Annotated in this window: 23 protein-coding genes, 1 rRNA gene and 2 pseudogenes; 13 read left to right on the forward strand and 13 right to left on the reverse strand. The window is 42.8% G+C overall.

Annotation, left to right across the window (positions count from 1 at the left end):
- Nucleotide 1: 1 nt before the first annotated feature.
- From yidD to C9J42_RS18575, 6 genes and pseudogenes are all read right to left on the reverse strand, one after another.
- Nucleotides 2-259, reverse strand: a complete 258-nt coding sequence (yidD, locus tag C9J42_RS18550; protein ID WP_083784444.1) for a membrane protein insertion efficiency factor YidD — start codon at nt 257-259, stop codon at nt 2-4.
- A complete protein-coding gene (gene rnpA, locus C9J42_RS18555) occupies nt 226-582 on the reverse strand; it encodes a ribonuclease P protein component (protein ID WP_005372259.1) in 357 nt (118 codons plus the stop codon). Before rnpA ends, yidD begins: the two co-directional genes overlap by 34 nt.
- Before the next feature lie 15 nt (nt 583-597).
- Entirely contained in the window at nt 598-735 is a 138-nt protein-coding gene (rpmH, locus tag C9J42_RS18560; RefSeq protein WP_005372258.1) for a 50S ribosomal protein L34, read from the reverse strand.
- Between the two features lie 204 nt (nt 736-939).
- The gene (locus C9J42_RS18565; protein ID WP_233219387.1) at nt 940-1,167 is read right to left on the reverse strand and encodes a hypothetical protein; all 228 of its coding nucleotides are present in this window, start codon (nt 1,165-1,167) and stop codon (nt 940-942) included.
- 53 nt (nt 1,168-1,220) lie between these two features.
- Nucleotides 1,221-1,394, reverse strand: a pseudogene (locus tag C9J42_RS21750) (amino acid ABC transporter permease); the annotation flags it as partial.
- 51 nt (nt 1,395-1,445) lie between these two features.
- Nucleotides 1,446-1,679 (reverse strand): annotated as a pseudogene (locus C9J42_RS18575) (transporter substrate-binding domain-containing protein); the annotation flags it as partial.
- 465 nt (nt 1,680-2,144) lie between these two features.
- Between C9J42_RS18575 and dnaA the strand changes: the two are divergent.
- The 4 genes from dnaA to gyrB are packed head-to-tail and all read left to right on the forward strand — an operon-like array spanning nt 2,145 to nt 8,175.
- Nucleotides 2,145-3,551, forward strand: coding sequence for a chromosomal replication initiator protein DnaA (gene dnaA / locus C9J42_RS18580; protein ID WP_107208098.1), 1,407 nt, complete (start codon nt 2,145-2,147; stop codon nt 3,549-3,551).
- A gap of 1 nt (nt 3,552) precedes the next feature.
- The gene (gene dnaN / locus C9J42_RS18585) at nt 3,553-4,653 is read left to right on the forward strand and encodes a DNA polymerase III subunit beta (RefSeq protein ID WP_107261420.1); all 1,101 of its coding nucleotides are present in this window, start codon (nt 3,553-3,555) and stop codon (nt 4,651-4,653) included.
- Between the two features lie 2 nt (nt 4,654-4,655).
- Nucleotides 4,656-5,738 carry a DNA replication/repair protein RecF gene (gene recF, locus C9J42_RS18590; RefSeq protein WP_107247615.1) on the forward strand — a complete coding sequence of 361 codons (1,083 nt, stop codon included), beginning with the start codon at nt 4,656-4,658 and terminating at the stop codon, nt 5,736-5,738.
- A gap of 19 nt (nt 5,739-5,757) precedes the next feature.
- A complete protein-coding gene (gyrB, locus tag C9J42_RS18595) occupies nt 5,758-8,175 on the forward strand; it encodes a DNA topoisomerase (ATP-hydrolyzing) subunit B (protein WP_107208099.1) in 2,418 nt (805 codons plus the stop codon).
- Nucleotides 8,176-8,264: 89 nt separating this feature from the next.
- On the opposite strand, the gene C9J42_RS18600 is transcribed toward gyrB, so the two are convergent.
- The 3 genes from C9J42_RS18600 to glyQ all read right to left on the reverse strand — a co-directional run bounded on the left by C9J42_RS18600 (nt 8,265) and on the right by glyQ (nt 12,783).
- Nucleotides 8,265-9,512, reverse strand: a complete 1,248-nt coding sequence (locus C9J42_RS18600; RefSeq protein ID WP_107302229.1) for a valine--pyruvate transaminase — start codon at nt 9,510-9,512, stop codon at nt 8,265-8,267.
- A gap of 280 nt (nt 9,513-9,792) precedes the next feature.
- On the reverse strand, nt 9,793-11,862 hold the full coding sequence (gene glyS / locus C9J42_RS18605) for a glycine--tRNA ligase subunit beta (protein ID WP_107287986.1): 2,070 nt from the start codon (nt 11,860-11,862) through the stop codon (nt 9,793-9,795).
- A 9-nt stretch (nt 11,863-11,871) separates the two neighbouring features.
- Entirely contained in the window at nt 11,872-12,783 is a 912-nt protein-coding gene (gene glyQ / locus C9J42_RS18610) for a glycine--tRNA ligase subunit alpha (protein ID WP_005372243.1), read from the reverse strand.
- Between the two features lie 294 nt (nt 12,784-13,077).
- Between glyQ and C9J42_RS18615 the strand changes: the two genes are divergently transcribed.
- The 3 genes from C9J42_RS18615 (at nt 13,078) to C9J42_RS18625 (ending at nt 15,033) form a co-directional block, all read left to right on the forward strand.
- Nucleotides 13,078-13,767 (forward strand): OmpA family lipoprotein, encoded by a 690-nt coding sequence (locus tag C9J42_RS18615; RefSeq protein ID WP_107247611.1) that lies wholly within the window; start codon nt 13,078-13,080, stop codon nt 13,765-13,767.
- A gap of 294 nt (nt 13,768-14,061) precedes the next feature.
- Nucleotides 14,062-14,619, forward strand: coding sequence for a TMEM165/GDT1 family protein (locus C9J42_RS18620; RefSeq protein ID WP_107208103.1), 558 nt, complete (start codon nt 14,062-14,064; stop codon nt 14,617-14,619).
- Between the two features lie 168 nt (nt 14,620-14,787).
- The gene (locus tag C9J42_RS18625) at nt 14,788-15,033 is read left to right on the forward strand and encodes a hypothetical protein (RefSeq protein ID WP_199187142.1); all 246 of its coding nucleotides are present in this window, start codon (nt 14,788-14,790) and stop codon (nt 15,031-15,033) included.
- Between the two features lie 99 nt (nt 15,034-15,132).
- On the opposite strand, the gene tusA is transcribed toward C9J42_RS18625, so the two are convergent.
- Nucleotides 15,133-15,381, reverse strand: coding sequence for a sulfurtransferase TusA (gene tusA / locus C9J42_RS18630; RefSeq protein WP_005372237.1), 249 nt, complete (start codon nt 15,379-15,381; stop codon nt 15,133-15,135).
- A gap of 141 nt (nt 15,382-15,522) precedes the next feature.
- Between tusA and C9J42_RS18635 the strand changes: the two genes are divergently transcribed.
- Both C9J42_RS18635 and C9J42_RS18640 read left to right on the forward strand, forming a co-directional pair.
- A complete protein-coding gene (locus C9J42_RS18635; RefSeq protein ID WP_005372235.1) occupies nt 15,523-15,702 on the forward strand; it encodes a hypothetical protein in 180 nt (59 codons plus the stop codon).
- A gap of 117 nt (nt 15,703-15,819) precedes the next feature.
- Complete coding sequence (locus C9J42_RS18640; RefSeq protein WP_107208105.1) at nt 15,820-16,764, forward strand: LysR family transcriptional regulator; 945 nt, start codon at nt 15,820-15,822, stop codon at nt 16,762-16,764.
- A gap of 58 nt (nt 16,765-16,822) precedes the next feature.
- On the opposite strand, the gene C9J42_RS18645 is transcribed toward C9J42_RS18640, so the two are convergent.
- The 3 genes from C9J42_RS18645 to fadB form a co-directional block, all read right to left on the reverse strand.
- Complete coding sequence (locus tag C9J42_RS18645) at nt 16,823-17,803, reverse strand: MDR family oxidoreductase (RefSeq protein WP_105061244.1); 981 nt, start codon at nt 17,801-17,803, stop codon at nt 16,823-16,825.
- Between the two features lie 243 nt (nt 17,804-18,046).
- Entirely contained in the window at nt 18,047-19,213 is a 1,167-nt protein-coding gene (fadA, locus tag C9J42_RS18650; protein ID WP_107208106.1) for an acetyl-CoA C-acyltransferase FadA, read from the reverse strand.
- Nucleotides 19,214-19,229: 16 nt separating this feature from the next.
- The gene (gene fadB, locus C9J42_RS18655; RefSeq protein WP_105061242.1) at nt 19,230-21,398 is read right to left on the reverse strand and encodes a fatty acid oxidation complex subunit alpha FadB; all 2,169 of its coding nucleotides are present in this window, start codon (nt 21,396-21,398) and stop codon (nt 19,230-19,232) included.
- A gap of 266 nt (nt 21,399-21,664) precedes the next feature.
- Between fadB and C9J42_RS18660 the strand changes: the two genes are divergently transcribed.
- The 4 genes from C9J42_RS18660 to C9J42_RS18675 form a co-directional block, all read left to right on the forward strand.
- A complete protein-coding gene (locus tag C9J42_RS18660; RefSeq protein WP_107247607.1) occupies nt 21,665-22,291 on the forward strand; it encodes a YigZ family protein in 627 nt (208 codons plus the stop codon).
- Nucleotides 22,292-22,325: 34 nt separating this feature from the next.
- Nucleotides 22,326-23,783, forward strand: coding sequence for a TrkH family potassium uptake protein (locus C9J42_RS18665; protein ID WP_107208109.1), 1,458 nt, complete (start codon nt 22,326-22,328; stop codon nt 23,781-23,783).
- Nucleotides 23,784-23,793: 10 nt separating this feature from the next.
- Nucleotides 23,794-24,330 (forward strand): menaquinone-dependent protoporphyrinogen IX dehydrogenase, encoded by a 537-nt coding sequence (gene hemG / locus C9J42_RS18670; RefSeq protein WP_107247606.1) that lies wholly within the window; start codon nt 23,794-23,796, stop codon nt 24,328-24,330.
- 476 nt (nt 24,331-24,806) lie between these two features.
- Nucleotides 24,807-24,924 (forward strand): 16S ribosomal RNA (locus C9J42_RS18675); the annotation flags it as partial.

A 24,924-nucleotide genomic window follows, 5' to 3' on the forward strand; every position in this document is an offset into this window, starting at 1 on the left:
GTTAATGTTCTCTGTCGTTATGCTTAGTAGGCGGAACGGGGTCGTAACCACCGTCATTTAAAGGATGACATTTTAATAGACGTTTCGCCGCTAACCAACAACCTTTTAGCGCTCCATGCGTTTTTACAGCTTCGATCGCATATTGAGAGCAGGTCGGAGTGAAACGACATCGTGGCCCAAGGAGAGGACTGATTGCCATTTGGTAAAAGCGGACTAGTCCAACGACTAGCCACGCGAAGGGCGAGACAGGCGATGCCATAACTTATCTAACAACTTGAAGAGTTCTTCGTTGCTCAACTCGTTAGCTGATTTCTTTGCAATCACTACGAAGTCTTTTGCTGGAAGCTGATGTTGTTTCAGACGAAAACTTTCACGCACAATGCGTTTAAAGCGATTTCTATCTACAGCAGTTTTAATCTGTTTTTTTGGAACAGCCAGACCAAGACGGGGGCAGTTTAGTTCGTTAGAACGGGCAAGAATAGTTAAGTGAGGAGAGCCAGCACGATGAGCTTGCTGGAAGACAGTTTTATAATGTTCGGGAGTTAACAAGCGTAACTCCCGAGAAAAAGCGTAGTTCTTCAAAATAATCGTCGATGATTACTTAGAAAGACGCTTACGGCCTTTAGCGCGACGTGCATTGATTGTTGCACGACCGTTCTTAGTAGCCATGCGAGCACGGAAACCGTGAGTACGCTTACGCTTAAGAACAGTTGGTTGGAAAGTACGTTTAGACATTTTGTTACCTTAAATTAACTGATCAGTTTTTAAGTGTGTTACCAGTCTTTGACTTAAATTAGTCAAACACCTCTAACAAAGAGGCGGAATTGTAATCACTGACTAACAAAGAGTCAATAAATATACGTGTAACTGGCAACGGGCGCTGCATTATACTTTTTATTAGCCGAAGTTCAAGGATCCTTATTGGATCTCAATTTGTGTTCAGAACGCTTGTGGCCGTAGATCCTTAGGTTGACTGAAGATCTGGTGTGGTGGTCCTTGCTCGACAAATTCGCCGTCAGCGATGAAGATCACGCTATCGGCGACTTCACGGGAAAACTGTAATTTATGAGTACTGATCAACATGGTTTGCTGTTGTTGCGCTAATTGTTTGATCAAGCTTAATACCTCATTTACCCATAGGGGGATCCAACACTGATGTTGGCTCATCAAGTAACAATCATTCAGCGTCTAATGCCATTGCTTGACCAATGCTTATACGTTGTTGTTAACCGCCTAAGAGTGCTGCTGGATAAGCGTTGGTTTCGATCACCCCCTATTATAATTGCAGCACGAATACTTTCAGACATGTAAGCGGCATAATGCAGGCTAAGACTCATCACGGCTGCGCTAAATGCATCTAGCCCGACCAAGCTTGGCATGATCTGAGGTAAGCCGTTATCAAACCCTTTGGTTGAAATAGTATCAATACGCCCTGTTTATCATTGTCCAAACAATCCAGAGAAACTTGCGATAACAAATTTAACCTTATAGTCATTACGTTGACTTATCTCATGCCATAGGTCGACTTCAAATCCCTGTAATTTGTTGTTACTAACAAATGTAAAAGGGAAATGACGTCCTGACATACCGACTTTTACCATAGTTTCTGCCATAACGCTGGTGGTAGAACATGCAACCAGCGTTATGGCAACCATGGTCGGTGTAATCCCATTTTTCATTCGATATTTACCTTTTATTCGTCGTGTTTTATGTGCGTAATCAATTCTGCCTTGGCACTAAATAATAATTAACAGCTATCTGAAATAACTATTTGTTTAATTGCTAGCATATTACCGTGTGTCATCATGTCTTTTTTGTATGTCTGAGCGAGGAAATTGATAGAAAAGGTTACCCACAATGAAAACTTTTCCCTGTGGATGATAATTGGCGATGATAAAATGGTCATTCTTAAGTAAAAATAGCATTAAACGGGGAATGAAAGACTTATCTTTGTGCTAGCTGTGTTAATATAGCTGTGGGTAATGGTGGGTTAATTTGTGCTGATCTTACATCTTGTTGTGCGATCTATGTGCATAAGTTCGATCTTATTCACTGGATCTGCGATCTCTTTACTGGTGATCCTTGTTCAGCGAGTATAAAATTATCTTCCTTTTATGTTTTGTTTATTCAGTGTGGAGTCTACCTTGTCATCTTCGCTATGGTTGCAGTGCCTTCAACGCCTTCAAGAAGAACTCCCTGCGACAGAATTCAGTATGTGGCTACGTCCGCTTCAGGCTGAATTAAATGATCATACTTTGACATTATTTGCTCCTAATCGATTTGTATTAGATTGGGTTCGCGATAAATATCTTAATAACATCAATCGTCTACTTAATGAGTTTTGTGGTGCAGATGCACCGAGCCTGCATTTTGAAGTTGGGAGCAAACCTGTTGCAGCACCGCCGCAGCCAGTTGCGCCTCCTGTTTTTACTTTGCCAAAATCAAAACCTGAAGTAGAACCTCAACCAGCCGTCCACCATGAGCCAGCGTCTGCGCCTTCTCCGGTGCAAAATGAATCGCCAGGTGGATACCGTTCTAACGTCAACCCAAAACATAATTTTAATAATTTTGTTGAAGGTAAATCTAACCAGTTAGGTTTAGCGGCGTGTCGTCAGGTATCTGATAATCCGGGAGCGGCGTATAATCCATTGTTTTTATATGGCGGTACCGGGTTAGGTAAAACGCACCTATTGCATGCGGTCGGTAATGCGATTGCTAACCGTAAACCGAACGCCAAAGTGGTTTACATGCATTCAGAACGTTTTGTGCAGGATATGGTCAAAGCCTTACAAAATAATGCGATTGAAGAGTTTAAACGTTATTACCGTAGCGTTGATGCATTATTGATTGATGATATTCAATTCTTTGCTAATAAAGAGCGTTCTCAAGAAGAGTTCTTCCATACCTTTAATGCGTTATTAGAAGGTAATCAGCAAATCATTTTGACTTCAGATCGTTACCCGCGTGAAATTAACGGGGTTGAGGATCGATTAAAATCACGTTTTGGTTGGGGTTTAACGGTGGCAATTGAGCCGCCAGAGCTTGAAACACGCGTTGCTATTTTAATGAAGAAGGCGGAAGATCATAATATTCGTCTGGCTGATGAAGTGGCGTTCTTTATTGCTAAGCGTCTTCGTTCAAATGTCCGCGAATTAGAAGGGGCATTGAACCGTGTTATTGCCAATGCAAACTTCACTGGTCGTGCGATCACGATTGATTTTGTTCGTGAAGCATTGCGTGACTTACTAGCACTGCAAGAAAAGCTGGTCACGATAGATAATATTCAGAAGACTGTTGCTGAATACTATAAAATAAAGATGGCAGATATGTTGTCTAAGCGTCGTTCTCGCAGTGTTGCACGTCCTCGTCAGATGGCAATGGCACTGGCAAAAGAATTGACCAACCACAGTCTTCCTGAGATCGGTGATGCTTTTGGTGGTCGCGATCATACTACCGTGCTTCATGCTTGCCGTAAGATCGAGCAACTGCGTGAAGAGAGCCACGATATTAAAGAAGATTATTCAAACCTAATTAGAACATTGTCGTCTTGATATGAAATTTACCGTCGAACGCGAATATTTATTAAAGCCTTTACAACAAGTTGCTGCGGCACTTGGTGGTCGTCCATCATTGCCTATTTTAGGTAATATCTTGTTGAAAGTAGAAGATGGTTGCTTGTCGATGACGGGTACCGATCTTGAAGTTGAACTTATCGCCAAGGTTGCCCTTGAAGGGGATTATGAATCCGGTACGGTTACTGTACCTTCTCGTAAGTTCCTCGATATTTGTCGTGGTTTACCAAGTAATGCCACTATCTCGGTGAGTTACGAAGGTGATCGCGTACTTATTCGTTCAAGCCGTAGCCGTTATACATTAACCACACTGCCTGCTGCTGATTTCCCAAATATTGAAGATTGGCAAAGCGAAGTTGAATTTACGCTTGAACAAGGCCGTATGCGTCAGTTGATTGATAGCACGCAGTTTTCAATGGCTAACCAAGATGTTCGTTACTACTTAAATGGTATGTTGTTTGAAACTGATGGTCAGCATTTACGATCAGTCGCAACTGACGGCCACCGTATGGCGGTGTGTGCGATTGATACAGGTCATGAATTACCAACGAAGCAAATTATCGTACCGCGTAAAGGGGTATTAGAGTTGGTTCGTCTATTTGATAACCCCGAATCGTTAGTCAACATTCAAATTGGTAATTCAAATATTCGCGCGACAGTGAACAACTTTGTCTTCACATCTAAATTAGTTGATGGACGTTTCCCTGATTATCGTCGCGTTATGCCACAAAATAGCACTAAGTTTGTTGAAGCTGGCTGTGAAGATATGCGTAATGCATTTGCTCGTGCGGCGATTTTATCAAACGAAAAATTCCGTGGTGTGCGGGTTAACTTGTCTAATGGTGAGATGCGTATTACCGCAAACAACCCAGAGCAAGAAGAAGCGGAAGAGTTTCTTGATGTTGATTACCAAGGCGATAGCTTAGAAATTGGTTTTAACGTGAGCTACGTGTTGGATGTATTAAACACCCTTAAATGCGATCAAGTTCGTTTGTCATTATCTGATGCTAATGCGCCGTCGTTAATTGAAGATGCCACTAACGATGAAGCCATGTATGTGGTGATGCCTATCAGACTATAGGTATGGCACTTACTCGTTTGATGGTGCACGACTTTCGTAATATTGCATCGTGCGATTTAGCATTAGCTGCTGGTTTTAACTTTTTAGTGGGTGCTAACGGTAGTGGCAAAACCAGTGTATTGGAAGCTATCCATTACTTAGGTCATGGGCGTTCGTTCCGTAGCCACTTAACGAGCAGAGTGATCCGTCATGAACAGGCCGAGCTGTTTATTCATGGTCGAGTAGTTGATAACCAAACTCAGTTAATGCTGCCGATTGGGATCAACAAAAAACGTGATGGGACAACTGACGTTAAAATAGCAGGGGAGTCCAATCAAAAATTGGCACAACTTGCGCAGATTTTGCCATTACAGTTGATAACCCCTGAAGGATTTGATTTATTAATCGGCGGTCCTAAATACCGCCGAGCGTTTATCGATTGGGGTGTGTTTCATGTTGAACCTAAGTTCTATAATGCATGGGCGCGCTTAAAGCGATTAACCAAACAACGTAATGCCTTATTAAAAACTGCCCGCAGTTATCGAGAGCTCAGTTACTGGGATCAAGAGCTTGCCTTATTGGCAGAAGAAATAAGTGTATGGCGTAAAGATTACATTTCTGCGGTAAAAGAAAAAGCCGCAGAGATATTTCAGGTTTTTCTCCCTGAATTTGATATTCAACTCGGCTTTTACCGAGGCTGGGAAAAAGAAACACCTTATGCTGAGTTGTTGCAGCGCAATTTTGAACGTGATTGCCAACTCGGCTATACCGTAAGTGGGCCACATAAAGCTGATTTACGGATAAAGGTTGCCGGTACGCCTGTTGAGGACGTGTTGTCTCGTGGACAACTGAAATTGATGGTGTGTGCTTTGCGCTTAGCGCAAGGTTTACATCTTACAGAAGCGACTGGCAAACAATGTATTTACCTTATTGATGATTTTGCTTCCGAATTGGATAGCCACAGGCGAGCGTTGCTAGCGCAACGATTAAAGGAAACGAACGCCCAAGTCTTTATCAGTGCTATTAGTGACGATCAAGTTGCCGATATGCTTGATGAAAATGGCAAGTTGTTCCATGTGGAACACGGTAAAATAACCGCAGGATAATTAAAGCGAGAGTAACTCAATGTCCAATAATTACGATTCATCAAGCATTAAGGTGCTTAAAGGCCTCGATGCGGTACGTAAGCGCCCAGGAATGTACATCGGTGATACCGATGATGGTACTGGCTTGCACCACATGGTTTTTGAGGTTGTCGATAACTCTATCGATGAAGCTCTTGCTGGTCACTGTGAAGATATCATTGTTACTATCCATGAAGATGGTTCGGTATCGGTAAGCGATGACGGTCGTGGTATTCCAACCGAGATGCATGAAGAAGAAGGTGTATCAGCAGCAGAAGTTATCATGACGGTACTTCACGCCGGTGGTAAGTTCGATGATAACTCTTACAAAGTATCGGGTGGTCTACACGGTGTAGGTGTATCAGTTGTTAACGCCTTATCTGAAAAAGTAGAGCTAACTATTCAACGTGGTGGCCATATTTACCAACAAGTGTACCGTCATGGTGTACCTGATGCGCCATTGGCTGTGATCGGTGATACTGAAAAAACCGGTACACGAATCCGCTTTTGGCCAAGTGAAGACACCTTTACCAATATCGAATTCCACTACGATATTCTAGCAAAGCGTTTACGTGAGCTTTCATTCCTAAACTCTGGCGTATCAATCAACTTAAGTGATGAGCGTGAAGAAGGTAAAGAAGATCACTTCATGTATGAAGGTGGTATTCGCGCATTCGTAGAGCACTTAAACCGTAACAAAACGCCAATTCATCCGAAGGTTTTCCACTTTGATAGTGAGCGTGATGACGGTATCTCAGTTGAAGTTGCGATGCAGTGGAACGATGGTTTCCAAGAAAATATTTACTGCTTTACGAACAACATCCCTCAACGTGATGGTGGTACGCACTTAGCGGGGTTCCGTGGTGCGTTAACACGTACGCTGAACTCGTTCATGGATAAAGAAGGCTACTCGAAGAAAGCGAAAGCAGCGACATCAGGTGATGATGCACGTGAAGGTTTAACTGCAGTTGTTTCTGTTAAAGTGCCGGATCCTAAGTTCTCTAGCCAGACCAAAGATAAGCTAGTTTCAAGTGAAGTCAAAGCGGCTGTTGAATCTGCAATGAACGAAAAGCTGGCGGAATTCTTATTAGAAAACCCAAGTGATGCGAAAACCGTATGTAGCAAAATCATTGATGCATCACGCGCGCGTGAAGCGGCACGTAAAGCCCGTGAAATGACACGTCGTAAAGGCGCATTAGATTTAGCAGGTCTTCCTGGTAAACTTGCAGATTGTCAGGAAAAAGATCCTGCAGTATCTGAACTTTACATTGTGGAAGGGGACTCTGCTGGCGGTTCAGCCAAGCAGGGACGTAACCGTAAAAATCAGGCAATCCTACCGCTTAAAGGTAAGATCCTTAACGTAGAAAAAGCCCGTTTCGACAAGATGCTGTCTTCACAAGAAGTGGCAACACTTATCACGGCAATGGGCTGTGGTATTGGTCGTGACGAGTACAACCCAGATAAACTGCGTTACCACAACATCATCATCATGACCGATGCCGACGTCGATGGTTCGCACATTCGTACGCTACTATTGACCTTCTTCTACCGTCAAATGCCAGAGCTGATCGAACGTGGTCACATTTATATTGCTCAGCCACCACTTTACAAAGTGAAGAAAGGTAAGCAAGAGCAATACATTAAAGATGATGAAGATATGAACCAGTACCAAACGACATTGGCACTGGATAACGCATCATTGTTTGCCAATGATGGCGCACCAGCAATGACGGGTACAGCATTAGAAAGTCTTGTTACTCAATACAATGCGGGTATGAAGTTAATTGAGCGTATGAGTCGTCGCTACCCATCATTGATGTTAAATGAGTTTGTATACCAACCTCGTTTAAGTACAGAGATGATGGCTGAAGAAGCACAAGTAGAAGCATGGTTAACACCATTGATTGCGGCACTTAATGCTAAACAATCTGGTGAAAGTCAGTACAGCTTCGAAGTCATCCGTGATGAAGAAAACAATGTGTACCTACCTAAAGTTGTGGTTCGTACTCACGGTGTTGATCACGAATACTTACTCAGCTTTGATTTACTGAATTCAAAAGAGTACGCGAAGATCGCTGATCTTTCTGAAGCATTAAACGGTTTACTTGATGATACTGCATTTGTTCAACGTGGTGAGCGTAAGCAAGCGGTTTCAAGCTTTAAAGATGCGTTGGAGTGGCTGAACAAAGAATCACGTCGTGGTCTTTCTCTACAGCGCTACAAAGGTCTAGGTGAAATGAACCCAGAGCAGCTTTGGGAAACAACGATGGATCCTGAATCTCGTCGCATGATGCAAGTAACGATCAATGATGCGGTTGCCGCAGATGAACTGTTTACCTGTCTAATGGGTGATCAGGTTGAACCTCGTCGTAACTTCATCGAAGAGAATGCACTGAAAGTTGCTAACCTTGACGTGTAGCACAAACGTATAGTTTGGCTTTCAAGCTCAATAAAAACGCCGCTAGTGATAGCGGCGTTTTTTATTTATCCATATTAACTAAAAAGTGGTTATTCTGCGTAAGCTTTAGCGACTTCTTCTGCAATAATCGTAATACCACGCTGCATTGCTTCATCATCTTGGACATAGTTCATGCGTAAGCATTCATGGCTATGTGCCCACTCATCTTGTAATCCGATAAAGAAATATTCACCAGGCACGATCAGTACACCACGTTGTTTTAAGCGTTGATACAGTACTTTCGTGGTGATCGGTAAATCTTCAAACCATAGCCATAAGAAGATAGCGCCTTCAGGTTTGTGAATTTTAAATCGAGGATCGGGGATAGCTTGGCGCAGTAATTCAACGGCGCGTTGCACCTTCTGATGATAAAACGGCTTAATCACGTTTTGGCTCAGTGGTAATAGTTCTTGCTGGTGGATCATTTTCGTTGCCACCGCAGGGCCAATACTACCAGGCGCTAAGTTGACGATACCATTGATGTTAGACAAAGCAGTAACCATGGCTTCATTGGCAATCACGATACCGCATCGGACACCGGGTAACCCAAGTTTGGATAAGCTCATACACAGAATGGTGTTGTGATCCCAAAACGGTGTTACCTCTTCAAAGATAATATCAGGGAAGGGTAAGCCGTAAGCATTGTCGATAATTAATGGGATCTGGTGCTCTTTAGCCAGTGCTGCTAAATGTTCAATTTCTTTATCTGTAAGTACATTGCCAGTCGGGTTAGTAGGACGAGAAGCACAAATTGCTGCGATGCTGTCATCGATGACGAGTTTGCTAAAATCGATATGGTATTTAAAAAAGCCATCATCCAACATGCTGATCGTAGGTTGGTACGAGATAAACATATCAGGGCTTAAACCGGCATCTGCGTAACCAATGTATTCTGGCGATAACGGCAGTAATATTTTCTTCTTTTTGCCATTTTCAAATTCACCTGCCAGCAAGTTAAATAAACTAAAGAATGCACTTTGGCTGCCATTGGTTAAGACAATATTTTTCGAACTAATTTCCCAACCGTATTGTTGCTGTAACAGTGCAGCAAGCGCATCTAGAAAGCGATCTTTACCTTGTGGGCCATCATAGTTAGTCATCGACGCGGTAAGCTCACCTGTAATTGCCATGTCTTTTAATAGCTCGGTAAAGTAGTGATTCATGGCTGGGATTTGCGCTGGATTTCCACCACCGAGCATGATGGCATTGGGATTGGTGAGTCCATTGTTGAGATCTTGCATTAATAGAGTGATCCCAGAATCACCTGCAAACTTATTACCAAAGCGCGAAAAGTCCATTACGTTTACAACCTCAGTGTCGATATTTAGTTCTTGATGTAAGTGCTATCAATATGATGGCTTATTGAGCGTAACATAACGTATTGTTCGGTTCAGAAAAAGTTGAAATATTATCGGTTGGTGATGGTCGGTGCTGTGGATTTCACTGTATATCAAGGTGGTTGTACGCGTACTTAATATAAGTAAAAAGATGTTCCACATGAAACAATAGATAAGATACAGCAGAATCAAGGCGAAAAAAAACCACGCCGGAGCGTGGTTTTTAATAACGTCAGTAACCTTATTTTTGCAGTAGAGAGATATCTGCTACTTTCAAGAATTGGTTACGTAGTAGGTTAAGTAGTGCTAGACGATTAACTTTAAGTTTTTCGTCATCAGCCATCACCATTACGTTATCGAAGAATGCATCGACAGGCTCACGAAGTGAAGCAAGCTCTGTCAGTGCTGTTTGGTAATCGCCAGTAGCAAAGACAGGTTCAAGGGCTGTTACAACCGCTTCAACTTTTTCAGCTAGCTCTTTTTCCGCAGCTTCAACAAGTAGGCTGTTATCAACTGTAGTTGGGAGCTCACCGTCAAACTTCGCAAGGATGTTACCAACACGCTTATTCGCTGCTGCTAGTGACTCAGCAGCATCAAGCTCACGGAAGTGGCTTACCGCTTTAACACGCTTATCAAAGTCGGCTGGTTGAGTTGGGTGCATCGCAAGCACAGCTTGGATAACATCAATACTAAAGCCTGCATCTTGGTACCATGCACGGAAACGGCCAAGCATAAACTCAATGACATCTGAATCAACGTTGTTGTTGGTTAGCTTGTCACCAAATAGTGAGTGCGCTTTCGCGACTAGATCAACTAAGTCTAAGTCGTAGCCATTTTCAACGATGATACGTAATACACCTAGCGATGCGCGACGAAGTGCGAAGGGATCACTACCTTTTGGTGCTTGACCAATACCGAAGATACCTACAATCGTATCTAGTTTATCAGCCATAGCCACGGCTGATGATACAGGTGTGCTTGGAAGTTGATCGCCAGCAAAACGAGGCATGTATTGCTCGTTAAGTGCTAGTGCAACATCTTCAGCTTCGCCGTCGTGACGTGCATAGTGCATACCCATTACACCTTGCGTATCTGTAAATTCAAATACCATAGATGTCATTAGGTCACATTTCGCCAGTAGACCAGCACGTTTTGCGTTAGTTACATCAGCACCTATCTTGTCTGCAATGTAGCCAGCAAGCTCAGTAATACGATCTGTCTTGTCTTTAATTGTACCCAATTGCTTTTGGAAAATCGCAGTCTCTAGTTGAGGCAGGCGATCAATCAACTTGCTCTTAAGGTCAGTATTAAAGAAGAACTCAGCATCCGCTAAACGAGGACGAACCACTTTCTCGTTACCCGAGATAATTTGGCTTGGATCGTTAGAGATGATGTTGGATACGAAGATGAACTTAGGCACAAGTTTGCCTTCTGCATCGTAGACAGGGAAGTACTTCTGATCACCTTTCATGGTGTAAACTAAAGCTTCAGAAGGAACCTTTAAGAATTCCTCTTCAAAAGAAGCTGTTAGTACCACAGGCCACTCAACAAGAGAGGTCACTTCTTCAACAAGATCATCTTCAAGATCTGCAATACCGCCAACAGCTTCAGCCGCTTTTTTCGCATCAGCTAAAATGATCGCTTTACGCGCTTCATAATCAGCCATTACTTTACCGCGCTCTTCTAAGATAGCAGGGTATTGATCCGCGTTATCGATAGTAAATTCAGCTTCACCCATGAAACGGTGACCACGGATAGTACGTGCAGAAGCGACACCTAAGATAGTGCCTTCGATTAGCTCGTCACCCAGTAGCATGGTCAGTGTTTTCACTGGACGGATAAACTGAGTTTCTTTATCACCCCAACGCATTGGGCGTGGGATTGGTAGTTTAGCCAGTGCAGCAGCAGCCAGTTCAGGTAGTAGTGCTTGGGCGGGTTGGCCTTTGACTTCTTGCTTGAACAGTAACCATTCGCCTTTATCGGTAACCATGCGCTCTGCTTGATCAACCGTAATACCATTACCGCGAGCCCAGCCTTGAGCAGCTTTGGTTGGGTTTCCGTCAGCGTCGAATGCTGCTGATACCGCAGGTCCACGTTTTTCAACCACTTTGTCTGGCTGGTTTTCAGCAAGACCTGTTACTTTAAGGGCTAAACGGCGAGGAGCGGCATACCATTTGATACCATCATGAGGTAGATCTGCGGCTTTTAATTCAGCTTCAAAGTTAGCAGCAAAAGCTTCTGCTAGGGTACGTAGTGCTGTTGGTGGTAGCTCTTCCGTACCGAGTTCGATTAAGAAATTCTTATGTGTCATGGCGATCCCTTACTTGTCTTTTTTACACATTGGGAAGCCAAGTGCTTCACGAGATGCGTAGTAAGCTTCAGCAACTTGTTTAGTTACGTTGCGAATACGCAAAATGTAACGTTGACGTTCAGTTACAGAGATCGCTTTACGTGCATCTAATAGGTTAAATGCATGAGCGGCTTTTAGAATACGCTCGTAAGCAGGCAACGGTAGTGGTTGCTCTAGCTCTAGTAGTTTGATTGATTCTTTTTCACATTGATCGAAGAATGTGAATAGGAAGTCGACATCAGCGTGCTCAAAGTTGTACGTTGATTGCTCAACTTCGTTCTGGTGGAAAATATCACCATACGTCACTTTGCCTAAAGGACCATCAGTCCATACTAGGTCGTAAACAGAATCAACGTTCTGAATGTACATCGCAAGACGCTCGATACCGTAAGTGATTTCACCTGTTACAGGTTTACACTCAAGGCCACCAACCTGCTGGAAGTAAGTAAACTGTGTTACTTCCATGCCGTTTAGCCAAACTTCCCAGCCTAGACCCCAAGCACCCAATGTTGGGTTTTCCCAGTTGTCTTCAACAAAACGGATGTCGTGCACTTTAGTATCGATACCGAGTACTTCTAATGAGCCTAAGTACAGTTCTTGAATGTTGTCTGGCGATGGTTTTAGCATCACTTGGAACTGGTAGTAGTGCTGTAGACGGTTAGGGTTTTCGCCGTAACGACCGTCAGTTGGTCGGCGAGATGGTTGTACATACGCTGCTGCAATTGGTTCTGGACCTAGAGCACGTAAACATGTCATTGGGTGAGAAGTACCTGCGCCCACTTCCATGTCTAGGGGTTGCACAATAGTACAACCTTGTTGGCCCCAGTAATCCTGCAGCGCGAGGATCATGCCCTGAAAGGTTTTAATATCGTATTTCTGCATTGTCAGCTTCGCGAGATTAGTGGATTAAAAAGAGTAATAATCCAGTATACCTCGCCAACCCTGAGGCGAGTAGGGGCAGTGCGTGTTTTTTACACATCTGTTGGGGGATTTACCAAAATTCTTCCAGCTTTTCTCCTTTTTTATTTTGCATTAAGGGAATTTTTACATTCTTTTGATGCCTCATATACCGTTGTTGATTACAATACATAAAAAGTATTATTAGGTTTAATGGCCTAGTAGCATAAATTTCAATTTTTTCGATCTTCGGATCGAGTATACGGATACTTAAAAAAGATGGCTCAAATTCAAGCAATGGCATCTAAAAAGTGGGTGCGCGCTGCAGTACTTTCTGTTGTGGCTTCTGTAACTATGGCTGGTTGTTCAACTGTAAATCCATACACAGGTGAATCACAAACAGCGAAAGGCACTGGTGGCTCAATCATTGGTGCACTTGCTGGAGCTGCAATTGGTGTTGCTTCTTCAAGCAAGCACGACCGCGGTAAAGGTGCTCTGATTGGCGCTGCTGCTGGTGCTGCACTTGGTGGCGGTATTGGTTACTACATGGATGTGCAAGAAGCGAAACTACGTCAGCAATTAGCATCTTCAGGTATCAGTGTTACCCGTGATGGTAATAACATCATTCTTAACATGCCAAACGAAATTACGTTTGGTTTTGATCAGGCAAATTTAAATGATCGTGCGATGAATGCTCTGCATAACGTAGCGATTGTGGCTAAAGAATACGAAAAAACACAGTTAAATGTATTAGGTTTCACTGATAGCAAAGGCGCTGAAGCATACAATCTTCGCCTATCTCAAGTTCGTGCAGATGCGGTTGCTAACTACTTAATCCGTCAAGGTGTGAATGCTAATCGTGTGGTATCTCAAGGTCGTGGTGAGTCTAATCCAATCGCTTCTAATAGTACGGCGAACGGTCGTGCGCAAAACCGTCGTGTAGAAATTATTCTTTCTCCACTGGGTTAATTTTACCTTTAGCGTGATCAAACGGTGAGCGTTGGCTCACCGTTTTTGTATCTATAGAATGATCATTAATGGTTAAAATACCCGCTTTTCTTTGTTACACTTAGCTTTCCTTTGGGGAGTAGCCTCTCGCACTTTGCGAGATAATTATCAACATAATCGAAGCAAAATCTTCGTGGTAATTATGATTTATCCAGCGCGATAAATTTGGCAAGACCAACGGCAAACAACACAAACCGGGGTGGGAGTGTATGTTTTGCTATTGGTATCAATAATTCCCGCCCCAGAGAGTATGTTGTGAGTGTTTTAGCTGTTTCTATTACGTCTGTTGCTTTAGCCGAAATTGGTGATAAGACCCAACTTTTATCCCTACTGTTAGCCAGTCGATATCGCAAACCCTTTCCCATTATTTGTGCCATTTTTCTTGCGACTATCGTTAATCATGCATTAGCTGCATGGCTTGGTGTCGCTATTGCTGATTACTTAACACCGAATATTTTAAAGTGGGTGTTAGTGGTGAGTTTTATTTTAATGGCTGGCTGGATTTTAATTCCCGATAAACTCGATGATGAAGAAAAATTATCAAATCGAGGCCCTTTCATTGCCAGTTTTATTGCGTTCTTTATCGCGGAAATTGGTGATAAAACCCAAATCGCTACGACGATGCTAGGGGCTAAATACCATGATGCACTAATGTGGGTTGTGCTTGGTACGACGATTGGAATGTTGTTGGCCAATGTTCCCGTGGTTCTTATTGGTAAGTTATCAGCTGAAAAAATGCCGCTAGGACTGATACGTAAAATTACTGCTGCGCTCTTTATTTTCTTAGCTGCAGGTGCTGCGTTTGGTATGTAGATATCACTGATCGTTTCATGTGAAACATGACTTTATTGCCTAGCAGGAGTCAGTGCTTTGTTTCATTATGATGAAGTGTGATAGCACGATATGAAGCGTTAATTCTCTCATGCTAGAGTAAATGAAGTTATGTCATTGGTTCGTTTTGCTGTAATTGCAGGAGGGAGTATGGCTCAGTTTCTCGCGCTATCGCTGAAAAGCCAATGTTGGTTATTTCACTTGGCATTGGTGCTGAATATCTTTGGTATGGTCTTAACGGACATGTGGCTTCCTATGGTAGTAGGGGCGCTTGTTACCTTATATCTGGCGTTAGATTCATTAGTTCGATTGCGTTATGTCTTACCGCTTAAAAAAGAAATACGTGATTTGCATAATGAGTTAGCAGCATTACGTCAAAAAATGAATGATGTGTAGTGTTCTTTCACGTTAGAGATAATGTGATAGTAATTAAAAAGGCAGCCTAATTTAAAGGGCTGCCTTTTTTGTTATTTATTTTGGTATTTTTGTCAGTGCTTAGTTGGTGCCTTTTTGGATCAAAAAGCGATAAGGAACGCTTTCTGTTTCTGCGGCAAGCAGTGTGTGATCCATAAAGCGGCAAAAACTGGGAATATCGCGTGTCGTTGACGGATCGTCAGCCAATACCAATAGGGTTTCGCCTTCGGCCATTTTCCTTACCGTTTTACGAACCATCATCACAGGCTCAGGGCAGCGTAGTCCTTGCGCTTCTAGGCTGTGGGTCGGATTATCAAAAATAGCAGTCATAACATACACATCTAATTAGTAAGTGGTAGATCATACTTATGGACAAGAATTAATCAATAACACTTGGCAAATCAAGATATACTGTGTAACGTAATTAACAAGTTATTAACTTTTCTTTCTGAAGGATTAGGGGGAAGTAGTATGCTGACATCAATGGATAGACTGACAATTTATGCCGTGCTGTGTTTTATCTCGTTCTGCACCATCATGTTAACCAGTTCAAATGATATGGGCATTTTTGCTATTGGCGGCCTGTTTTCAGCGGCTCTTGGATTATGGTTTGAACTGACCAGCGATGCTGAATTGGAAGAAGAAAACTAATTTATTCATAACCAACACCCATCATCTTGGGTTTTCCCGCGATTAAAGCGGGATTTTTTTTATCTATCCCCTCATAATATTGTCACATTTGATTAATTCCGAGTCCCTGAGAGCCTGATGGAACTAGAAGAAGTTTATCGTCGTGACTTAAATTTGTTGGTAGCACTGAAAGTTCTTTTGGATGAAGGAAGCGTTAGTCGTGCAGCTGTTCGTTTGAATTTAAGCCAATCAGCCATGAGCCGTGTGTTAGGTCGATTACGTGATTTATTACATGATCCCTTATTTACCCGACAGGGGCAGGCACTAATTCCAACTCAACGAGCATTAGAGATCAATGAGCTGTTAAATGACCCTTTGGAGTCGTTACGTCTTTTATTAACGCCTAATGATTTTCAGCCTAGCCAGTGTGATCAGCGGTTCAAAATTGCGACAACAGACTATGCGATGCAAACCATTTTGCCTTTTGCTTTGCCGCGAATTTATCAAGAAGCGCCACATATCTCATTAGAGTTTGCACCACTGCAACATGATCACCTATTGGGGCAATTAACCAGTGACGGTTGTGACATGGCAATTTGTCGCCCTGTTGGAGATATTGATTCACTTTGTCATCAGCAACTTGGTTTAGTGAGTGTATTTTGCTTGATAGCATCCGATCACCCGTTAGCTAATAAGCCCTTAACGTTTGATGATTACCTGACGTACCCTCATGCCATGATAGCGATTAGTGATGGAGTTAAGTCATTAATTGATGATGAGTTGCGTGGCTACCCTGAACTTAAATTGGTGCTACGGGCATACCACTTAGAAGCCGCATTAGCGGTGCTCAAGATCATGCCGCTGATTATTACCGTTCCTGCCGATCTCGCGTATTTAGTCGCAGAACGTTATGACTTGGTGGTTAAACCGCTGCCGTTTGAGTTTAAACCGTTTGATTACTCTCTTATTTGGCATTCACGGTGTGAGCATTCAGCATCGCAAATATGGCTACGTAATATTATAAAAGAAGAGTGTAGTCGGCTGATTGATTCGCGGATCCTTGATATGGGTTTAATAAAGTAGCGGATAACAAAAAGGCCAGCACAATGACTGACCTTCTTAGTTGGTGTGGGGTTATCGATTAAAGCTTGATAACGACACGACCTGTGATTTGACCATTAGTGATCGCTTCAGCACATTCTGCAACTTCTTCAAGTTCTACTTCGCGACAAGCTTGTTCAAAGTAGCTTGCTGGTAGAATTTCAGATAGACGTTGCCAAGCTTGTTGACGTTTCTCGAACGGACACATTACAGAATCTACACCTTGTAGGCGAACGTTACGAAGAATAAATGGCATTACTGTTGTTGGTAAATCAAAACCGCCAGCAAGACCACAAATAGCAACCGCACCATTGTAGTTAATTTGGCTCAATACTTTTGCCAATACTTTGCTACCAACAGTATCAATAGCACCAGCCCATAGTTGTTTATCTAATGGGCGAGCAGGCTCTTCAAATACGCTACGCTCAATAATTGTTGTTGCGCCAAGCTTTTTCAGTAGGTCGCCATTAACTTCTGCGCGACCTGTCACTGCCGCTACTTTGTAGCCTAGTTGAGAAAGTAAAGTCACAGCAACAGAGCCAACACCGCCACTTGCACCTGTAACTAAAATTTCACCGTCTTCTGGTTTTACATCAGCATCAATAAGCGCTTGTACACAAAGCATTGCTGTTAAGCCTGCAGTACCAATCATCATGGCTTGCTTGCCATCGAATTTTTCAGGTAGCGGTACTAACCAATCTGCTTTTAGGCGTGCTTTTTCTGCCATGCCACCCCAGTGACCTTCACCGACACCCCAGCCAGTTAAGACAACTTTATCACCAGCTTTGTAACGGTTATCTGAAGACTCAGCGACAGTACCCGTTAGATCGACACCTGGAACCATTGGGAATTGACGAACAATGCGACCTTTACCGGTGATCGCTAAACCATCTTTGTAATTCAGTGAAGAGTAATCAACATTAATTAATACATCACCTTCAGGAAGCTCTGATGTTTCTAGCTGACGAATACCTGCAATTGTTTTTTTATCTTCTTGTTCTAGTACGAGTGCTTTAAACATAGCAATGCTCCGGTAAATTCATGTTCGACAGTGAATGTAAGATAAGTGTATATCGACTTTTAGTGATGAATAAAATGAAACTTAATCATGGTATCTATGTACACCTAGCATATATTCGTTGAAATCGTCTTTTATCTTTTAGGTAGATAGTCTGATTGAGTATATCCCTAATATAAAAAATAAATAGCGAGAATAAAAAAAGCTTACCGTGAGGGTAAGCTTTTTGTGTCAGAAGCGTGTCTATTATTCTACGCGTTCAAAAATGGTCGCAATACCTTGACCAAGACCAATACACATGGTCGCTAAACCAAACTCAACGTCATGGCTTTCCATTAAGTTTATTAATGTGGTTGAAATACGAGAGCCTGAACAGCCAAGAGGATGCCCAAGTGCAATCGCACCGCCATTGAGATTGACTTTTTCATCCATTTTATCGAGTAGACCTAAGTCTTTTGCGCAAGGGAGCGATTGCGCTGCAAAGGCTTCATTGAGTTCTATCATTCCGATGTCATCGATGGTTAAGCCCGCTCGTTTGAGTGCTTTTTGAGTTGCAGGTACTGGGCCATAGCCCATAATCGAAGGATCGCAGCCTGCAACGGCCATCGATTTTACGCGCGCACGAATACGGAGCCCTAAATCACGAGCATGTTGCTCATCCATTAATAACATAGCAGATGCACCATCAGATAAGGCCGAAGAGGTACCTGCGGTAACCGTACCATTAACGGGATCGAAAACAGGGCGAAGCTGACTCAAGGTTTCTACGGTGGTTTCAGGACGAATAACTTCATCGGTTTCAAAGCGCTTTAAAATCCCATCGCTATCGTGACCTTCTGTGGCGAGTATTTCGTTATTAAAACGTCCTTCAACTGTGGCTGCGTAAGCTCGTTGATGAGAGCGTGCAGCAAAGGCATCTTGCATTTCTCGACTGATACCATGCATTCGACCTAGCATTTCAGCGGTTAGTCCCATCATACCTGCCGCTTTTGCAACGGATTTTGACAGACCCGGGTGGAAATCAACACCATGGTTCATTGGTACATGTCCCATGTGTTCAACGCCACCGATAATGCACGTTTTCGCGTCACCAACCATGATTGCGCGGGTTGCATCATGTATCGCCTGCATTGATGAACCACATAAGCGATTAACCGTTGTCGCACCAACAGAATGGGGAATGCCTGCTAAGAGTGCGGCATTACGTGCGACATTAAAACCTTGCTCTAAGGTTTGCTGAACACAGCCCCAGTAAATATCTTCAATATTGTTTGGATCGAGTTGTGGGTTACGCTCAAGCAAACCTTTCATTAAGTGAGCAGAAAGATCTTCGGCGCGAACGTTCCTATAAGCCCCAGCTTTTGAACGTCCCATCGGGGTGCGGATACAATCAACAATTACAACGTTATTCATAATGATGCCCTCATCCTTAAGCGTTCAGGTTAGTGGTATGGTTATAGTACGTTTCGCCTTTAGTGGCTTTTTCTCGTAGTCCTTTTGGTACTTCATACAATGCACCTAATTCGGCATATTGATCGGCCAGTGCAACATAATTGGCAAGCCCTAAGCTATCAAGGTAACGGAACACACCACCTCTAAATGGTGGGAAACCTAAACCGTACACCAACGCCATATCGGCTTCGGCTGGCGTGGCGATAATGTTTTCTTCTAAACAACGCACCACTTCATTAATCATAGGGATCATCATACGAGCGATAATAGCGTCGCTGGTAAACGCTGTATTTGGTTGGCAAACAGGGGCGAGAAGTGCTTCTGTCTTATCTGACACGGCTTTTTTCGGTTTACCTTTACGATCGATAGAGTAGCTAAAGAAACCATGGCCGTTTTTCTGACCGAAACGCTGTGCTTCAAACATCACATCAATGGCATCTTTACCATTTTTCCCCATACGATCAGGGAAACCTTCTGCCATGACCGCTTGCGCGTGATGCGCCGTATCAATACCGACAACATCGAGTAGATAAGCAGGACCCATTGGCCAACCAAACTCTTTTTCCATGACTTTATCGATTTGAATGTAATCAGCCCCATCTTTAAGCAATAAGCTAAAGCCAGCAAAGTAAGGGAAGAGCACGCGGTTCACAAAGAACCCTGGGCAGTCATTAACAACAATTGGTGATTTACCCATTTTCGCAGCATAAGCGACAACGCGATCAATGGTCTCTTTTGATGTTTTTTCACCGCGAATGATCTCAACTAATGGCATGCGATGAACGGGGTTGAAAAAATGCATGCCACAGAAATTTTCAGGACGTTTAAGTGATTTGGCTAGTAGGTTAATTGGAATAGTTGAGGTATTTGAAGCAATCACGGTGTCGTCGGTAACTTGGTTTTCAACATCAGCTAATACCGCCGCTTTTACTTTTGGATTTTCAACGACAGCTTCCACTACGATATCGACACTGTCTGCGCCAGCGTAATGTAAACTCGGAGTAATGGATGACAGAACGGAAGCCATTTTTAAACCATCAATACGCTTACGCTCAAGTTGTTTATTTAACAGCTTGGCTGCTTCATTCATGCCTAAGCTCAATGAAGCTTCAGCAATATCTTTCATTAAAACAGGCGTGCCTTTTAGCGCTGATTGATAGGCGATACCACCACCCATAATACCTGCGCCTAATACCATGGCGTGCTCTGTCGGTTTTGCTGATTTTGACGCTTTTTTGGCTTGGCTTTTAATATATTGATCGTTTAAGAAAATGCTAACCAATGCTTGAGCAACATCGGTTTTGGCTAATTGAACAAAATGCTGGTTTTCTATCACTAATGCTTCATCTCGAGCGCATCGTGCGGCTTGTTCGATAGTAGCCACAGCAGCCATAGGTGCAGGGTAATGTTTACCAGCGACTTTGGCGACCATACCTTTGGCTGTCGAGAAGCTCATAGTGGCTTCTATTTTATTAAGCGAGAGCGGTGCTTGTTTTTGTTTTCGACGTTGTTGCCAGTCTAGTTTTCCTTCAATCGCACTTTTTATCATTGCCAGTGCGGCGCACTTCAAGTTGTCAGTTTCAACAACAGCATCAACCAGTCCCAACTTTAAAGCGTCTTGTGCTTTCTTATCTTTACCTGCGGTAATGATTTCCATTGCTGAATCAGCACCAATTAAACGCGGCAGTCTTACAGTGCCACCAAAGCCCGGCATGATCCCTAGCTTGGTTTCAGGCAGGCCAATACGTGCTTTGGTGTCAGCAACACGAAAATCTGTAGCAAGTACACACTCACAACCGCCACCTAACGCATAACCATTAATGGCTGAAAGCGTCGGTACAGGGAGATCTTCAAGCTTATTAAAGATGTCATTGGCATGAGAAAGCCATTGTGAAAGTTCTTGTTCTGGTTTGGCAAATAGTCCGAGAAACTCAGTAATATCCGCACCGACAATAAAGGCGTCTTTTGCTGAGGTAATGATTACCCCTTTTAAATCGGGTTGCTGATACAACGCATTAAGTGCTTGGTTGAAGCTTTCCAGTGTCGAAATATTGAATTTATTCACTGGGCCTTGAGCATTAAGGTTGATCTCCGCAATACCATCTTCCAGATAGCTAACGGATAGGGTTTCACCTTGGTAAATCATGTTCTATCTCCATATGTTCCAGTCTACGCTGGATTTGGTTTGATTTAACTGGTTTGACCTGTTGTAGGTATAAACTAAGTGTGAACCCTAAAAGAAACAAATTCAAACACTAATTTAAACATTTGTTTAACATTTATGATGAATGACTCAACTTCAAGACAAGGTGTGAGTTGACGCATGGCGTAATAACAGGGTGTTAACGACAGCACTATGAGATAGAGAGGAATGTGGTATCCTGCCACCCCTTTATCATTAAGGCGTAAATAATGTCGAATTCTGAACCTTATCTTGTTCCTACTGCAGAAGTGATATTTGAAGAAGAGATCAAGAAAAGTCGCTTTATTACTTATTTAGCGCATACCCCTAATATTGAGGCTGCGAAACTGTTCGTACAGCAAATTAAAGAGCGTCACCATGATGCGCGCCATAATTGCTGGGCATTTGTCGCTGGTCGCCCGAGTGACTCAATGAAATGGGGGTTTAGTGATGATGGCGAACCATCAGGCACCGCTGGTAAGCCTATATTGGCCCAGCTAACAGGCTCTGGTGTTGGTGAAATGACCGCTGTTGTAACACGTTACTATGGTGGTATTCGTTTAGGTACTGGTGGGTTAGTAAAAGCTTATGGTGGTGGGGTACAGCAAGCCCTGACATTACTCGAAACAAAAGAAAAAGTGATCACTTCAACATTGCATTTGAGTTGTGAATATAATCAAGTGTCTTTAGTTGAAGCATTATTAAGTGAATACAATGGCACTCAGTTACATGCCGATTATGGTAATCAAGTCACTATGCAGATAGAGCTAGATAATCGTATAGTGGAAGAGTTTCGTGCCAAATTAACCAATCGTAGTGGCGGGCGCATCATTGTAGGCTCGGCTTCAGATACATAATCATTTCCATATTAAGGTGAGAGCCGCTTAGGCCATGCAATTTCGTTCAATTATTCGAATCGTCGGGCTATTGCTCGCGTTATTTAGTGTCACCATGCTTATCCCTGCACTGGTGGCATTGATCTATCGTGATGGTGCGGGTTTCCCGTTTGTCGTGACGTTTTTTATTCTTATTACAGGTGGTGGCTTATTGTGGCTACCAAACCGACAACATCGCCATGAACTAAAAGCTCGAGACGGTTTTCTTATTGTTGTCTTATTTTGGGTGGTTATTGGTAGTGCCGGTGCAATCCCATTTTTATTATCTAAAACACCTGATTTGTCAGTCGCAGACTCCTTTTTTGAATCATTTTCCGCGCTGACAACCACAGGAGCGACCGTTATTGTCGGCCTTGACTATCTGCCTAAAGCGATTTTGTTTTATCGCCAGTTATTACAGTGGTTTGGTGGTATGGGGATCATCGTACTTGCTGTCGCCATTTTACCCGTACTGGGTATCGGTGGGATGCAGTTATATCGAGCAGAAATTCCGGGACCGGTAAAAGACAGTAAGATGACGCCGCGTATTGCTGAGACAGCAAAAACCTTGTGGTATATCTATCTTGCCTTAACCATTGCTTGCGCACTCGCATTTTGGTTAGCAGGGATGTCAGCTTTTGATGCTATCTCACATAGTTTCTCAACTATCGCTATTGGTGGTTTTTCTACCCACGATGCCAGTATCGGGTATTTTAATAGCCCCACGATTAATATGATCACCGTGGTGTTTCTTTTAATTTCAGCGTGTAATTTTTCTTTGCACTTTGCTGCCTTCGGTAATGGTGGTGTGCACTTAAGAACCTATTGGCGTGATCCTGAGTTTCGCGCATTTCTCGGTGCGCAGGTGATTTTATTTGGTATCTGCTTTGGTTTATTACTCAAACATAGCCCTTATGATTCCTATTTTACGGCGTTTGATCAGGCGTTATTTCAAACCGTATCTATCTCAACGACCGCAGGGTTTACGACCACAGGATTTTCTGACTGGCCGCTTTTCTTACCGGTGCTGCTTTTATTCTCTTCATTTATAGGAGGATGTGCAGGCTCAACGGGTGGCGGTATGAAAGTGATAAGAATTTTACTACTTTCTTTGCAAGGTGTACGTGAATTAAAACGTCTTGTTCACCCGCGTGCGGTTTACACGATTAAGTTAGGTAATAAAGCATTACCTCAGCGAGTCGTTGATGCTGTATGGGGGTTTTTCTCGGCTTATGCCTTAGTGTTTGTGGTTTGCATGTTGGCATTAATCGCGACCGGGCTTGATGAGCTGACTGCATTCTCAGCTGTTGCAGCCACACTTAATAATTTAGGCCCCGGTTTAGGAGAAGTCGCTGTCCACTTTGGTGAAGTTAATGATTCCGCAAAATGGATATTAATTATTGCGATGTTATTTGGTCGATTAGAAGTCTTTACATTATTAGTTTTATTTACGCCGACATTCTGGCGTAACTAAAGGAGCATTTATGGAAAAGGTATTGTTGCTGCATTCGAGTTGTGAAGGGCAAACTAAGAAAATTTTAAATCATATTGAGCAACAATTAGGTGAACAGTACCACTGTGACTATGTAGACATTCATAGTGAGCCCAATGTTGATTTTAATTTGTATGATCGTGTGCTTGTTGGCGCCTCTATTCGCTATGGTCACTTCAATAAGAAACTGTATCGATTTATCAATAAATACCAACAAGAACTGTCACAATATAATGTTGCTTTTTTCTGTGTGAATCTTACTGCACGTAAAGAAGGCAAAGATACGCCAGAGGGCAGTGCTTATATTAAGAAGTTCTTAATTAAGTCACCATGGCATCCTGTGTTAATCGGCGTTTTTGCTGGCGCACTAAGATATCCCCGTTATAACTTATTTGATCGCACAATGATTAAGTTGATTATGAAAATCACAGGTGGAGAAACGGATACGACGAAAGAGGTGGAATACACGGATTGGAATAAAGTGAGCGATTTTGCTACGCAATTTAAGCAGCAACGGAATGAAAAATAGGAAGTTGATTGCTTTTTGAACTAACGTGCTCTTTTTTAAAAGAAAAGTTAATTATTGCTTGCTAAGCCTCATTTTGTCTCTATAATGCCGCCACATCGACGCGATAACGGCTTCCAGTAAGGATTTCGGGAAGTGACGATAGGATGAAAGATTTAATAAAATAAGTTGAAAAAAGTGTTTGACACGACAGCTTATTTCGCTAGAATGGCCATCCACTTCAACGAAAGCCTGAAACGTTTAAAAGTTTTAGTTTCGCTGAAGATTGTTCTTTAACAATTTGACCATGCAATCTGTGTGGGCACTCGTTGAAAAGTTAAGTCGAAAGATTTATCAATGATACTAGTGACCAATACAAATAACTCATCTCTTTATAGAGAAGGATTATTTGGCACAGTCAATTCAAATATCCTAACTAGCTTCTAGTTAGCGGTATTTTAACAGTATTCATTGAGCCGGTCGAAAGACCAACAAAACTTTAATTGAAGAGTTTGATCATGGCTCAGATTGAACGCTGGCGGCAGGCCTAACACATGCAAGTCGAGCGGTAACAGATTGATAGCTTGCTATCAATGCTGACGAGCGGCGGACGGGTGA

Origin of the sequence: Photobacterium sp. GB-56, assembly GCF_003026105.1 — a bacterium.
GTDB lineage: Bacteria > Pseudomonadota > Gammaproteobacteria > Enterobacterales > Vibrionaceae > Photobacterium.

What these genes read in the sequence shown, in the direction of transcription:
- yidD (WP_083784444.1), bottom strand. Translation starts at nt 259, where the DNA reads ATGGCATCGCCTGTCTCGCCCTTCGCGTGGCTAGTCGTTGGACTAGTC.
- rpmH (WP_005372258.1), bottom strand. Translation starts at nt 735, where the DNA reads ATGTCTAAACGTACTTTCCAACCAACTGTTCTTAAGCGTAAGCGTACT.
- C9J42_RS18565 (WP_233219387.1), bottom strand. Translation starts at nt 1,167, where the DNA reads ATGAGCCAACATCAGTGTTGGATCCCCCTATGGGTAAATGAGGTATTA.
- dnaN (WP_107261420.1), top strand. Translation starts at nt 3,553, where the DNA reads ATGAAATTTACCGTCGAACGCGAATATTTATTAAAGCCTTTACAACAA.
- recF (WP_107247615.1), top strand. Translation starts at nt 4,656, where the DNA reads ATGGCACTTACTCGTTTGATGGTGCACGACTTTCGTAATATTGCATCG.
- gyrB (WP_107208099.1), top strand. Translation starts at nt 5,758, where the DNA reads ATGTCCAATAATTACGATTCATCAAGCATTAAGGTGCTTAAAGGCCTC.
- C9J42_RS18600 (WP_107302229.1), bottom strand. Translation starts at nt 9,512, where the DNA reads ATGGACTTTTCGCGCTTTGGTAATAAGTTTGCAGGTGATTCTGGGATC.
- glyS (WP_107287986.1), bottom strand. Translation starts at nt 11,862, where the DNA reads ATGACACATAAGAATTTCTTAATCGAACTCGGTACGGAAGAGCTACCA.
- glyQ (WP_005372243.1), bottom strand. Translation starts at nt 12,783, where the DNA reads ATGCAGAAATACGATATTAAAACCTTTCAGGGCATGATCCTCGCGCTG.
- C9J42_RS18615 (WP_107247611.1), top strand. Translation starts at nt 13,078, where the DNA reads ATGGCTCAAATTCAAGCAATGGCATCTAAAAAGTGGGTGCGCGCTGCA.
- C9J42_RS18625 (WP_199187142.1), top strand. Translation starts at nt 14,788, where the DNA reads ATGGCTCAGTTTCTCGCGCTATCGCTGAAAAGCCAATGTTGGTTATTT.
- tusA (WP_005372237.1), bottom strand. Translation starts at nt 15,381, where the DNA reads ATGACTGCTATTTTTGATAATCCGACCCACAGCCTAGAAGCGCAAGGA.
- C9J42_RS18635 (WP_005372235.1), top strand. Translation starts at nt 15,523, where the DNA reads ATGCTGACATCAATGGATAGACTGACAATTTATGCCGTGCTGTGTTTT.
- C9J42_RS18640 (WP_107208105.1), top strand. Translation starts at nt 15,820, where the DNA reads ATGGAACTAGAAGAAGTTTATCGTCGTGACTTAAATTTGTTGGTAGCA.
- C9J42_RS18645 (WP_105061244.1), bottom strand. Translation starts at nt 17,803, where the DNA reads ATGTTTAAAGCACTCGTACTAGAACAAGAAGATAAAAAAACAATTGCA.
- fadA (WP_107208106.1), bottom strand. Translation starts at nt 19,213, where the DNA reads ATGAATAACGTTGTAATTGTTGATTGTATCCGCACCCCGATGGGACGT.
- fadB (WP_105061242.1), bottom strand. Translation starts at nt 21,398, where the DNA reads ATGATTTACCAAGGTGAAACCCTATCCGTTAGCTATCTGGAAGATGGT.
- C9J42_RS18660 (WP_107247607.1), top strand. Translation starts at nt 21,665, where the DNA reads ATGTCGAATTCTGAACCTTATCTTGTTCCTACTGCAGAAGTGATATTT.
- C9J42_RS18665 (WP_107208109.1), top strand. Translation starts at nt 22,326, where the DNA reads ATGCAATTTCGTTCAATTATTCGAATCGTCGGGCTATTGCTCGCGTTA.
- hemG (WP_107247606.1), top strand. Translation starts at nt 23,794, where the DNA reads ATGGAAAAGGTATTGTTGCTGCATTCGAGTTGTGAAGGGCAAACTAAG.